We start from the raw sequence: 12,632 nt of genomic DNA on the forward strand, positions 1-12,632 counted from the left end.
GAATCGCGGATCCATTCACAACCCCCAGAGGGAAACCATGAGCGATATCGAAGCACGTGTCAAAAAGATCATTGCCGAACAACTCGGCGTTGAAGAGTCTCAAGTCACCAATGAAAAGGCCTTCGTGGCTGACCTGGGTGCCGACTCGCTGGACACGGTGGAACTGGTGATGGCGCTGGAAGATGAATTCGGCATCGAGATTCCCGACGAGGACGCCGAGAAGATCACCACGGTGCAGAACGCCATCGACTACGCGCTGGCCCACCAGAAGTCCTGAGCGGCGCGCGAGGCGCCGTCCCCTCCCTAGCGATCAGCACAAGGTTTTCACGCATGAGCCGTCGTCGCGTTGTCGTGACCGGCCTGGGTTGCATCTCCCCCGTGGGCAATACGGTGGGTGATGCCTGGGCCAACCTCCTGGCCGGCCAGTCCGGCATTGACCACATCACCAAGTTCGACGCATCGACCTTTGCCTGCAAGATTGCGGGCGAGGTCAAAGGGTTCGACCTGGAGTCCTACATCAGCGCCAAAGAGGCGCGGACCATGGACAGCTTCATCCACTATGGCATCGCCGCCGCCGACCAGGCCGTGCGCGATGCGGGCCTGCCCACGGGCGAGGCTCTCGGTGAAGAGCAGGCCACCCGCATCGGATGCATCATCGGCTCGGGCATTGGTGGTTTGCCGCTGATCGAGAACACCCATGTGGAGTTCATCAACCGGGGGGCGCGGCGCATCACGCCGTTCTTTGTGCCGGCATCCATCATCAACATGGTGGCGGGCCATGTGTCCATGCGCTTTGGCTTCAAGGGGCCGAACCTGGCAGTGGTCACGGCCTGCACGACGGGCCTGCACTGTATTGGTGAAGCAGGCCGCATGATCGAATACGGTGATGCGGACGTCATCGTCGCTGGCGGCACCGAGGCCACGGTCTCTGCGCTGGGCATTGGTGGCTTTGCAGCCATGCGGGCGCTGTCCACCCGCAACGAGGATCCCAAGGCCGCGTCCCGTCCCTGGGACAAGGACCGTGACGGTTTTGTGCTGGGCGAAGGTGCGGGCGTCATGGTGCTGGAAGAGTACGAACACGCCAAGGCGCGCGGCGCACGCATCTACGCCGAATTGAGCGGCTTTGGCATGAGTGCCGACGCGGGCCACATGACCGCGCCCAACATGGACGGTCCCCGCCGCGCCATGCTGGCTGCCTTGCGCAACGCGGGCATCAATGCGGACGAAGTGGCCTATCTCAACGCGCACGGCACTTCGACGCCGCTGGGCGATGTGAATGAAACCAACGCCATCAAGGCAGCGTTTGGCGACCATGCCCACAAGATGGTGGTCAGCTCCACTAAGTCCATGACCGGGCACTTGCTCGGCGGGGCTGGCGGTGTCGAAAGCATTTTCACGGTGCTGGCGCTGTACCACCAGAAGATTCCGCCGACCATCAACCTGGACAACCAGGATCCGGAGTGCGACCTCGACTACTGCGCCAACACCGCGCGGGACATGAAGCTCGACGTCGCTGTGAAGAACAATTTCGGCTTTGGTGGCACCAACGGCACGTTGGTGTTCCGCAGGGTCTGAGTCTTTTCCCTGTTCCATGCCCGCCTTGCAATGAATCTGGCGGCCACGCGCTGGCGCGCGCCTGCGGTTCTGTATCCCGTGGGGCGCAGTGCGGTGTTGGCGGCAGGGTGCGGGTCAATCGCCTTTGGCGGTTTGCTGGCTTTGGGCTACTGGGTTGCACAAGGCGCCTGGCGCCATCCGTGGTGGGTGGTGGGGGCGGTCTTTGCCACTTGGAGCGTGGTAGTGGCGCTCGCTCTGCGTTTTTGGCGCGCGCTTCCGACGGGCGATCTGCACTGGGGCGGGGCACATTGGGAGCTGAAGAGCGCTGGCCGATCCGTCGATGGTGCCTGCCTGTGCGTGCATGCCGATCTGCAGCGCTTCATGCTGGTGCGCTTGGAGTCGGCGGATCAACCCCCATGTTGGCTCTGGTTGGAGCGCCGGGCGCACCCCGAACGCTGGAACGACCTGCGCCGTGCGGTATATTCGCGCGCCGAGACGGCTGGCACCAACATGCCTCTGGATCCTTCGCCGCCTGCCGGGTGAGGGCCTGTGAATTCCATTCCCACCCATGACCGACCCCACGCCCACTTTGCCGCAGGAAACCCCCACCGACAGTGACCTGCTGCTGGTCGAGCGCACCGTGGCAGGCGATCTGCGGGCCTACGACTTGCTGGTAATCAAGTACCAGCGACGCATTGAGCGCCTGATTGGTCGCATGGTGCGCGACAGCGACCTGGTGCAGGATATTGCACAGGAGACCTTTCTGCGTGCCTACCGGGCACTGCACCAGTTTCGCGGTGAGGCGCAGTTTTACACCTGGCTGTACCGTATCGCCGTCAATACCGCCAAAAAGGCGCTCATGGACCTGAAGCGCGATCCGGTGGTGTTTGAGGGCGCATTGCGCAGCAGCGATGCGGAGGAAAATGAAACTTCTCGTATCGGCCCGGAACTAACCAGCGACGAGACCCCCGAGACGGTGTTGGCCGCCCAGGAAATCGCTGCTGCCGTCAACGCCGCCATGGAGGCTTTGCCCGAGGACTTGCGCCAGGCTGTGACCTTGCGCGAGATCGAGGGCCTGAGTTACGAAGAAATTGCTACCGCCATGGCCTGCCCGATTGGCACGGTGCGGTCGCGCATCTTCCGTGCGCGGGAGGCAATTTCGGCGCGTGTGCGCCCCTTGTTGGAAAACCGCACCGGCAAACGTTGGTAGCGGCTCGAGGCAAGAAAGATGTGGATGGCACAGAAAAGCAGGTGAGAGCATGGACCAGGAACTGAAAATGCGTGAACACTTGTCTGCGTTGGCAGACGGCCAACTGTCGACGGAAGATTGGCACCAGGCCCTGCATTACGCAGAACAAGAGTCGGGGCGCCAGGCATGGCAGGAGTACCACGTGATTGGGGATGTGCTGCGTTCGCCGGAATTAGCCCACCATGCACATGACAGCCAGGCGTTTCTTGCCAATCTGCACCAGCGCCTGGCACAGGAATCGGTGTACCCGCAGCATCCCGCGAATTCAGGCGTGCTCCCATCCGAGTCTGCTCCCGGTGCGGGGCGTGCCGAGGCGGCCAACCAGGCCTTGTTCCGCTGGAAGATGGTGGCAGGCCTTGCGTCCTTGGCTGCGGTGTCGGTGATGGGATGGAACGTTTTTGAAGCGACCCGGGCGGGTTCGGCGGGTGCACAGATGGCTGCTGCGCCTGCCGCTGCGATGGCGGCGGGTACCCAGGTGGCTGCTCAGCAGTCTTCACAAGAGCCCGTGATGCTGCGTGACCCCCGGCTTGACGAACTGGTGGCTGCCCACCGCCAGTCCCGTGGCGCCGCTGCGCTGCAGATGCCGGCGCGCTTCCTGCGCAACGCCAATCTGGAAGAGCCGCAGCGCTGAACAGGTCTCCCGGGCATGCCCACTCGGTTGGGTGCAAGTGCGCCGCCATCACGGCACTTGCGGAACCAATGGGCGTCGCGCATTTCTGATGGAGCATGCCGACCTTGGCGTCGGCTGTCCAATACATGACGAAAGGCAATCCATGAATCCAACAATTGCAAAGCAATGGAATGTGCTCGCCCTGGCCGCAGCAATGGGCCTGGGTTTGGCTCTGGGTCCTACCGGCGTGGCGCGCGCCCAAGGCACTGTCCCCGCGGCGTCCTCGGTGCGCGGTCTGCCTGATTTCACGGATCTTGTTGAGCTGGTGGGGCCGTCGGTGGTGAACATCCGGACGACCGAGAAGGTAAGCAGCCGAGGTGGCTTCAATGGCATGGACGAAGAGATGCAGGAGTTCTTCAAGCGCTTCGGTATCCCCATGCCCAATGTCCCCCGCCAGCAGCGTCCTCAGCGCCCGCAGGAGGAAGAGCAACCCCGTGGCGTGGGTTCGGGTTTCATCCTCAGCGCCGACGGCTATGTGATGACGAATGCACATGTGGTGGAGGGTGCCACCGAGGTCATTGTGACCCTGACTGACAAGCGCGAGTTCAAGGCGCGCATTGTGGGTACGGACAAGCGTACCGATGTGGCGGTCGTCAAGATCGAAGCCTCGGGTCTTCCTGCCGTGCGCATTGGAGATACCAGCCGCCTGCGGGTGGGCGAATGGGTAATGGCCATCGGGTCGCCCTTTGGTCTGGACAACACGGTGACGGCTGGCATTGTGAGCGCGAAGCAGCGCGATACCGGCGACTACCTGCCGTTCATCCAGACCGATGTGGCGATCAACCCCGGAAACTCGGGCGGGCCGCTGATCAACATGCGTGGCGAAGTGGTGGGGATCAACAGCCAAATCTATTCGCGTTCCGGCGGCTTCATGGGCATTTCGTTTGCCATTCCCATCGATGAAGCCATGCAGGTGAGCGATCAGCTCCGTGCGACCGGCCGTGTGACGCGCGGACGCATTGGGGTGCAGATTGGGCAGGTCACGCGGGATGTGGCTGAATCCATCGGCCTGGGCAAGCAACAGGGTGCGCTGGTCACGGGCGTGGAAAGTGGATCGCCCGCAGACAAGGCGGGCATCGAGGCCGGAGACATCATCATCCGTTTCGATGGCAAGTCGATTGACAAGCTGGCGGACCTGCCGCGCATGGTGGGCAACACCAAGCCGGGTACCAAGAGCACGGTTACCGTGTTCCGCAGAGGGCAGTCCAAGGATTTGTCCATCGTGATTGCCGAGGTGGAGCCCGACAAGACGGCGGTGAAAACTTCCGACCGAGAACCCCGTTCCAAGTCGTCGGCTGCGGCGCAGCAACTGGGGCTCACGATCTCTGACCTGAGCGAAGCGCAGAAGAAGGAGCTCAAGTTGCGTGGGGGCGTGCGGGTCGATGCTGCGTCCGATGCCGCCGCCCGTGCAGGCTTGCGCGAAGGGGATGTGATCCTGGCCATTGCCAACGCTGAGGTGGCAAATGTGAAAGACTTTGAAGCCGCCGTTGCACGCGCCGACAAGGGCAAACCGGTCAATGTGCTCTTCCGCCGGGGCGAATGGGCGCAGTACGCGCTGATCCGACCATCGCGTTGAGCGCTGAACCGCTATCGCACCAGGGCGGCAAATCTCCCCAAACCCTGCCAAGCTTCAGGGCTTTGCAGGGTTGGGGTGCAAAGAGGTGGCTCCATGCCATTTGTTAGAATGCGCGGCGCCATTGGCAGTCATTTGGCATATCAAGGCCTCCGGATTTCGTCATTCGGGATGCGCATCGGCACTTCACAACTGCTCCACAGGACAACCACAGGATATTCTGTGGCAGCAAGGGTGCTTTGTGGATAAAATGTGCATAAGTACTTGTTGCCGCTCTGCAACGCCTCGGGCAGGCTGCGAAATCGTCATTTTCTGCGGGGCTTTTTGCCTACAATGAAGTTCCAACCATCGCAGTTGCCACAGATTGTTGGTTCAGGGCGCGTCTTCCGTCGACGCGCCCTTTTTTCTTGCCTGGCTTGGGGCCAGGTCTCTTTTTGAACGTGATTCCCGTTGATGAAACACATCCGAAATTTCTCCATCATTGCGCACATCGACCACGGTAAGTCCACGCTGGCCGACCGCCTGATCCAGCGCTGTGGAGGCCTGGCCGAACGGGAGATGGAAGCGCAGGTGCTCGACTCGATGGATATCGAGAAAGAGCGGGGCATCACCATCAAGGCGCAGACAGCAGCACTGCAGTACAAGGCGCGTGACGGTCAGGTGTACAACCTCAATCTCATCGATACGCCGGGCCATGTGGACTTCTCCTATGAGGTCAGCCGGTCGCTGTCGGCGTGCGAAGGGGCGTTGCTGGTCGTCGATGCGTCCCAGGGCGTGGAGGCTCAGACGGTCGCCAATTGCTATACCGCGCTGGACCTGGGGGTCGAGGTGCTGCCGGTGCTCAACAAGATGGACTTGCCGCAGTCGGACCCGGAAAACGCCAAGGCGGAAATTGAGGATGTGATCGGCATCGACGCGGGCGATGCCATTCCCTGCTCCGCCAAGACGGGAATGGGGATTGAGGAGATTCTCGAAGCCATCGTGGCCAAGGTGCCTGCGCCGCGCGGCAACCCGGATGGTCCGCTGCGGGCCATGATCATCGATAGCTGGTTCGATACCTATGTCGGCGTGGTGATGTTGGTGCGCGTGGTCGATGGTCAATTGCGCCTGGGTGAGCGCATCAAGATGATGGCCACGGGTGCCGCCTATGAGGCGGGCAGTCTGGGCGTTTTTACCCCAGCCAACTCTCCCCGCGATGCCTTGCGGGCGGGGGAGGTGGGTTATGTGATCTGTGGCATCAAGGAACTGCAGGCGGCCAAGGTGGGTGACACCATCACGCTGGAAAAAAAGCTGCCCAACAATGCAGGGCCGGCGGCGGAGGCCTTGCCGGGCTTCAAGGAGATCCAGCCCCAGGTGTTTGCAGGCCTCTACCCGACCGAAGCGAGCGCCTACGACCAATTGCGCGATGCGCTGGAGAAGCTCAAGCTCAACGACGCCTCTCTGCACTATGAGCCTGAGGTGAGCCAGGCGCTGGGCTTTGGCTTCCGCTGTGGCTTTCTGGGCCTGCTGCACATGGAAATTGTGCAGGAGCGCCTGGAGCGTGAGTTCGACCAGGACTTGATCACCACCGCACCGAGCGTGGTGTACCAGGTCGTCAAGCCCGATGGCGAGGTCATGATGGTGGAAAACCCCGCCAAGATGCCAGAGCAAGGCAAGCTTCAGGAGATCCGCGAGCCCATAGTGACTGTGCACCTGTACATGCCGCAGGACTACGTGGGGCCGGTGATGACCCTGGCCAACCAGAAGCGTGGTGTGCAGATCAACATGGCCTACCATGGTCGCCAGGTGATGCTGACCTACGATATGCCGCTGGGCGAGATCGTGCTGGACTTCTTCGACAAGCTCAAATCGGTTTCGCGCGGCTATGCGTCCATGGACTACGAGTTCAAGGAATACAGGCCCTCCGACGTGGTGAAGGTGGACATTCTCCTCAACGGGGAGAAGGTCGATGCGCTGTCCATCATCGTGCACCGCACGCAGGCCCAGTACCGGGGACGTGCCGTGGCGGCCAAGATGCGCGAGATCATCTCGCGCCAGATGTTCGATGTGGCCATCCAGGCGGCCATCGGCGCCAACATCATCGCGCGCGAAACCATCAAGGCCATGCGCAAGAACGTGCTGGCAAAATGCTACGGCGGTGACATCACCCGCAAGCGCAAGCTCCTCGAAAAACAAAAGGCAGGCAAGAAACGCATGAAACAGATCGGTTCGGTCGAAGTGCCTCAGGAGGCTTTCCTGGCCATATTGCAGGTGGAAGACTGATGCAGGCCGTACAGATCTTCACGTCGCTGGTTCTGGCGGCGTTTGCCGGGTACATCGGTGCCTGGTACTTCGGCGCCATCGAGGGCAACTTCGCCTTGCTGTTGTTTCTGGCTACCGTGGTGACCGGGGCCTATTGGCTGGCAGAGCGCTTCTACTTTTTGCCCCAGCGCAAGCGTGCGGCCCAGGCCATCGAGGACGCTGCCGCACAGCGGCGTGCAGAACTGGATCGCATGGGCATTGCGCAGGTGGACATCGATGTGCGCGAGTCCAAGGAACGTCTGCTCATGCAGCCCTGGTGGCTGGACTGGACGGCGGGGCTTTTCCCAGTGATCGCTGCCGTGTTTGTGTTGCGCTCGTTCCTGTTCGAGCCGTTCAAGATTCCCTCGGGTTCCATGATCCCCACGCTGCTGGTGGGCGACCTGATCCTGGTGAACAAGTTCACCTATGGCGTGCGCTTGCCCGTCATCCACACCAAGATCACCGAAGGCAATGCGCCACAGCGGGGAGATGTGGTGGTGTTTCGCTACCCACCGCAGCCCAGCCTGGACTACATCAAGCGCGTGGTGGGGGTGCCGGGCGACGAGGTGGCCTATCTGAACAAGCGCCTGACCATCAATGGCCAACCTGTCCCTACGCAGGATTTGCCGGATTACCTGGAGGGCGATAGCCTGCGCTATTTCAAGCACTTTGAGGAGCAGTTGGGTGAGCACCGCCACCAGGCGATCAGCTATCCCGAGGCGCCTGCGTTTGTGCAAGGGGCGAGCAAGTTCGCGCACCGAGACCAATGCCGCTACAGTGTCGAGGGGGTGGTCTGCAAGGTGCCCGAAGGCCACTTTTTCATGATGGGTGACAACCGCGATAATTCGCTCGATTCGCGCTATTGGGGTTTCGTGCCTGAATCCCACATCGTGGGCAAGGCGTTTTTTGTCTGGATGAACTTCGGCAACCTCAAGCGCATTGGTTCGTTCCACTGACACCGGCCCGGCAACGGCCAAATTCCAAAGAGGGGGTGACATATGCAAGCACAACGTACTACCAGCCCGGCACGCCAGCGGGGCCTGTCATTTATCGGAGTGATTTTTATTGGATTGCTGGCCGTGGCTGCTTTTGCCATTGGAGGGCAGTCGATACCGATCTTCTTGGAATACCAAGCCATCAATAAAGCGGCGACCAAGGCGGCGCGTGATAGCTCCACGGTTCCAGAAGTGCGTGCTTCTTTCGATCGGGCTGCAGCTATCGACGACATCAGATCCATTTCTGGCAAGGATCTGGAGGTGACCAAGCGCGGTGACAAGGTTATCGTATCGTTCAAGTATTCGCGTGAAATTGCGTTGGCGGGTCCTGCCTATCTGGTCTATCGTTTTGAGAACTCGGTCAACTAGGTGTCCTCTCCCGCGCTAGCCTCGCTGCAATCCCGACTGCAGCACCGGTTTTCCGATCCATCCCTGCTGCAGCGTGCCGTCACGCACCGCAGCTTCAGTGCTGAGCACAACGAGCGCCTCGAATTTTTGGGTGACTCGGTGCTGAACCTAGCCGTCTCCACGCTGCTGTACCGCCGCCTGCAGGCACAAAACGAAGGCGATTTGTCGCGCGTGCGCGCCAATCTTGTCAAGGAAGGCACGCTGCACCGACTGGCCAAAGACCTGCGCCTGGACCAGGTGCTGCACCTGGGTGAGGGCGAAGCACGTTCCGGCGGTCACCAGCGCCCCTCCATCCTGGCCGATGCCCTGGAAGCCGTGATTGGTGCTGTGTACCTGGATGCAGGCTATGTAGTGGCTGAAGCGCTGGTGTTGCGCTTGTACGAGGCGGTGGAAATCAACCCGCAGATGCAGGCGGCCGCCAAGGATGCCAAGACGGCGTTGCAGGAGTGGCTGCAGGGCCGCAAAATGCAGCTGCCGCAGTACCGTGTGGTGGGCACGGCCGGTGTGGCCCACAGGCAGACCTTTGAAGTTGAATGCGCCATTGCCGAACTTGCGCTGGCGCAACGCGGCTCGGGCGCATCGCGCAGGGCGGCAGAGCAGTCTGCCGCTGCGGCCATGTTGGCCACATTGAAAGCACCAAAACCATGAACCAAGATGCTACAAAAAATGTAGCTACCAGCGCCCCACAGAAGGGTGCTCAGACCACCGATGATCTGGATGCGATGCTCGCGGCTGCAAGGCCCGGGGGGCAGGCCGCCGCGGCACCTGCGGCCGATGCACCGGGTGGCGCGGCGCAGCGCTGCGGCCTGATTGCCATTGTGGGCAAACCCAACGTGGGCAAGTCCACGCTGCTCAACGCACTGGTAGGGCAGAAGATCAGCATCACCTCGCGCAAGGCCCAGACCACGCGCCACCGCATCACCGGTATCCGCACCGTGGGTGCCAGCCAGTTTGTGTTTGTTGATACACCGGGTTTCCAGACCAAGCACAGCACGGCGCTGAACAAATCGCTCAACAAGACGGTCATGGGTGCCATAAGCGACGTGGACCTGATCCTCTTCGTGGTGGAGGCCGGCAGCTTCACCCTGGCGGACGCCAAGGTACTCTCGCTCTTCAAACCCGGCATACCCACGCTGCTGATCGCCAACAAGCTGGACACGGTGCACCGCCGTGCCGAGATCGCGCCCTGGCTGCGCGACATGCAGGAGCGCCATCCCTTCACCGAGTTCGTGCCCATGTCGGCCAAGAGCCGTGGCGACATCGAGCGGCTCTACGGCATTTGCGAGAAGTACCTGCCCGAGCAACCCTGGTGGTATGCCGAGGACGAGCTGACCGACCGCAGCGAGAAATTCCTGGCTTCCGAAACCGTGCGCGAAAAGCTCTTTCGTTTCACGGGTGACGAGCTGCCCTATACCTCCACAGTAATCATCGACAAGTTCGATGAAGAAAAAAGCAAGCAGCACAAGCGCCTGGTGCGCATTGCCGCGACCATTGTGGTGGAGCGCGATGGCCACAAGGCCATGGTGATTGGTGACAAGGGCGAGCGCCTCAAACGCATTGGAACCGAGGCACGCCAGGAGCTGGAAAAGCTCCTGGACGCCAAGGTATTCTTGGAACTGTGGGTGAAGGTGCGCTCGGGTTGGGCCGACGACGAGGCGCGTGTGCGTTCGTTTGGGTATGAATGAGGGGTACCCCCCTGAGGCCCTGCGGGCCTTCCCCCCGCTCTCGAATCGCTGCGCGATTCGGGCAGGAGGACGCTCCCGGCGCGGCGGGGCGGCCCTTGCGCGGGAGCCCTGGCTTGGGCGGGATCTATGGCCTGGGACGGGCTTCAGCGCCTATTTATAGGGTGCTATTGCTGCTGATTTGATAGCATTTTCATGCCCCAGCAACGTGTCACCCACGAGCCGGCCTATGTGCTGCACCGCTACGACTGGAGCGAATCGAGCCTGATCCTGGAGGTGTTCACCCGCCACCGCGGGCGCACTGCGTTGGTGGCCAAGGGAGCCAAAAGGCCCAGTTCCAACTTCCGGCCGGTGCTGCTGCCCCTGCAGCCTTTGCACCTGAGCTGGACCCAGAGTGCATCGGACTCTGCCGAGATCCACCCCCTCAAGGGGGCGGAATGGGTCGGCGGCCACACCATGCCCACGGGCGAGGCCTTGCTGTCGGGCCTGTACCTCAACGAACTGCTCATGCGCCTGTTGGCGCGCGACGACGCGCACAGCCTGCTGTTCGACCACTACGCCGCCGTGGTGCGCGTGCTGGCCACCGAGCATGGCGAAGTGCTCGAACCCTTGCTGCGCAGCTTTGAGCTGCTGTTGCTGCGCGAGGTGGGACTGCTGCCCGCGCTGGATGTGCAGACCCTGACCCTGGCGCCGCTGGAGCCCCAGGGCCGATATGCCCTGGTCGCCGAGGCCGGCCTGCGCGCCGTGCCCGCAGCCGAGCGGGCCAGCCTGTCGGGCGCGCAGTGGCTGCAACTGCACGCCGCCCTGCGGGACGGTGTGCCATTCACCACCCTGCTGCGCGAATGCGCGGCCGTGGCCGGTGAACTCAAACCGCAGTTGCGCGGGCTGTTGCAATACCATTGCGGCCACCCGGTGCTGCGCACACGCCAGTTCATGATGGACCTGCAATCGCTATGACCTCTTCACCCCATCCCCGCACCGCGCTGTCGGTCAACGTCAACAAGGTGGCGCTGGTGCGCAACACGCGGCACCTGGGCATTCCCAGCGTCACGCGTGCGGCGCTGCTGTGCCTGCAGGCGGGAGCGCAGGGCATTACCGTGCACCCCCGGCCCGATGCGCGCCACATCCGGCCCCACGACGTGCATGAGCTCGCCGAACTGCTGCAGGCCTGGCCCGAGCGCGAGTACAACATCGAAGGCAACCCATCGCAGAACCTGATGGACTTCATCCGTCGCGTGCGGCCGCACCAAGCCACCTTTGTGCCCGACAGCGAGGACCAGTTCACCAGCGACCATGGCTGGAGCTTTCCGCAGGATGCCGCCCGGCTGGCGCCTCTGATTGCCGAATGCCACGACCTGGGGGTGCGCGTGAGCCTGTTCATGGACCCGGTCCCCGAGCAAATGGCCCAGGCCCGGGCCGTGGGTGCCGACCGCATCGAGCTGTACACCGAGCCCTACGCTGCCGCCTGGGGCACCGAGCGCCAGGCCGCTGAACTGGAGCGCTACCGCGCCGCCGCCCAGGCCGCGCTGGACGGCGGGCTGGGCGTGAATGCAGGGCACGATCTGAACCGCGACAACCTCACCGACTTCCTGCGCAGCGTGCCCGGTGTGCTGGAGGTGTCCATCGGCCACGCGCTCATTTCGGATGCGCTGGAGCTGGGCTACGCCGCAACGGTGCGCGCCTACCAGGCCTGCATCGATGCAGCATGCTCCTGATTTTGTAGCTGCTTGCGCTTGATAGATAAGCGCTGGCGGCATATTTTGTTCAAATCCATGATCTACGGCATCGGCACCGACATCTGCGACGTGCGCCGCATCCGCGCCAGCCTGGAGCGCCATGGCGACCGGTTTGCCGAGCGCGTGCTCAGTGATGCCGAGCTGGCCATCTGGCGCGCGCGCAGCCAGCGCTGGAGCGAGCGCGGCGTGCGCTACCTGGCCACGCGCTTTTCCGCCAAGGAGGCGTTCAGCAAGGCCATAGGCCTGGGGCTGCGCATGCCCATGACCTGGCGTACCTGCGAGGTCGGTTCGTTGCCCAGCGGCCAGCCCATCATCGTGCTGCACGGGGCCTTGCATGAGTGGTTCGAGGCACGGTCGTTGCGTGCCCACCTGAGCGTGACCGATGAAACCGACTACGCCGCCAGTTTTTGTGTAGTCGAACAGGCCGATGGCGCTTATGGAATAAGCGCAAGCAGCTATCAAAATAATAGCAAATGAACGGAGAG

At 62.3% G+C, this 12,632-nt stretch carries 14 protein-coding genes; all 14 read left to right on the top strand.

The window, feature by feature from the left end:
• Positions 1-37 precede the first annotated feature (37 nt).
• The 14 genes from acpP to acpS all read left to right on the top strand — a co-directional run bounded on the left by acpP (position 38) and on the right by acpS (position 12,624).
• Positions 38-277 (top strand): acyl carrier protein, encoded by a 240-nt coding sequence (gene acpP, locus GWK50_RS03895; protein WP_042425023.1) that lies wholly within the window; start codon positions 38-40, stop codon positions 275-277.
• Between the two features lie 53 nt (positions 278-330).
• Entirely contained in the window at positions 331-1,575 is a 1,245-nt protein-coding gene (gene fabF, locus GWK50_RS03900) for a beta-ketoacyl-ACP synthase II (protein ID WP_162015385.1), read from the top strand.
• Positions 1,576-1,605: 30 nt separating this feature from the next.
• The gene (locus tag GWK50_RS03905) at positions 1,606-2,097 is read left to right on the top strand and encodes a hypothetical protein (protein WP_162015386.1); all 492 of its coding nucleotides are present in this window, start codon (positions 1,606-1,608) and stop codon (positions 2,095-2,097) included.
• 25 nt (positions 2,098-2,122) lie between these two features.
• On the top strand, positions 2,123-2,764 hold the full coding sequence (gene rpoE, locus GWK50_RS03910; protein ID WP_162015387.1) for an RNA polymerase sigma factor RpoE: 642 nt from the start codon (positions 2,123-2,125) through the stop codon (positions 2,762-2,764).
• A gap of 67 nt (positions 2,765-2,831) precedes the next feature.
• Positions 2,832-3,434: a sigma-E factor negative regulatory protein gene (locus GWK50_RS03915; RefSeq protein WP_242455283.1), complete on the top strand. Its 603-nt coding sequence runs from the start codon at positions 2,832-2,834 to the stop codon at positions 3,432-3,434.
• 193 nt (positions 3,435-3,627) lie between these two features.
• Positions 3,628-5,049, top strand: coding sequence for a DegQ family serine endoprotease (locus tag GWK50_RS03920; RefSeq protein ID WP_197905046.1), 1,422 nt, complete (start codon positions 3,628-3,630; stop codon positions 5,047-5,049).
• Between the two features lie 450 nt (positions 5,050-5,499).
• Positions 5,500-7,308, top strand: a complete 1,809-nt coding sequence (gene lepA / locus GWK50_RS03925; RefSeq protein WP_162015390.1) for a translation elongation factor 4 — start codon at positions 5,500-5,502, stop codon at positions 7,306-7,308.
• Positions 7,308-8,282, top strand: a complete 975-nt coding sequence (gene lepB / locus GWK50_RS03930) for a signal peptidase I (protein WP_162015391.1) — start codon at positions 7,308-7,310, stop codon at positions 8,280-8,282. Before lepA ends, lepB begins: the two co-directional genes overlap by 1 nt.
• 42 nt (positions 8,283-8,324) lie before the next feature.
• A complete protein-coding gene (locus GWK50_RS03935; RefSeq protein ID WP_162015392.1) occupies positions 8,325-8,690 on the top strand; it encodes a DUF4845 domain-containing protein in 366 nt (121 codons plus the stop codon).
• Positions 8,691-9,377, top strand: coding sequence for a ribonuclease III (gene rnc / locus GWK50_RS03940; RefSeq protein ID WP_162015393.1), 687 nt, complete (start codon positions 8,691-8,693; stop codon positions 9,375-9,377).
• Entirely contained in the window at positions 9,374-10,414 is a 1,041-nt protein-coding gene (era, locus tag GWK50_RS03945; RefSeq protein WP_162015394.1) for a GTPase Era, read from the top strand. The genes rnc and era overlap by 4 nt, the downstream gene beginning before the upstream one ends.
• Before the next feature lie 192 nt (positions 10,415-10,606).
• On the top strand, positions 10,607-11,368 hold the full coding sequence (gene recO, locus GWK50_RS03950) for a DNA repair protein RecO (RefSeq protein ID WP_162015395.1): 762 nt from the start codon (positions 10,607-10,609) through the stop codon (positions 11,366-11,368).
• Complete coding sequence (locus GWK50_RS03955; RefSeq protein ID WP_162015396.1) at positions 11,365-12,126, top strand: pyridoxine 5'-phosphate synthase; 762 nt, start codon at positions 11,365-11,367, stop codon at positions 12,124-12,126. The genes recO and GWK50_RS03955 overlap by 4 nt, the downstream gene beginning before the upstream one ends.
• A 57-nt stretch (positions 12,127-12,183) precedes the next feature.
• A complete protein-coding gene (gene acpS / locus GWK50_RS03960) occupies positions 12,184-12,624 on the top strand; it encodes a holo-ACP synthase (RefSeq protein WP_162015397.1) in 441 nt (146 codons plus the stop codon).
• Positions 12,625-12,632: the final 8 nt, after the last annotated feature.

This window comes from Acidovorax sp. 210-6, assembly GCF_010020825.1.
Classification (GTDB): domain Bacteria; phylum Pseudomonadota; class Gammaproteobacteria; order Burkholderiales; family Burkholderiaceae_C; genus Simplicispira; species Simplicispira sedimenti.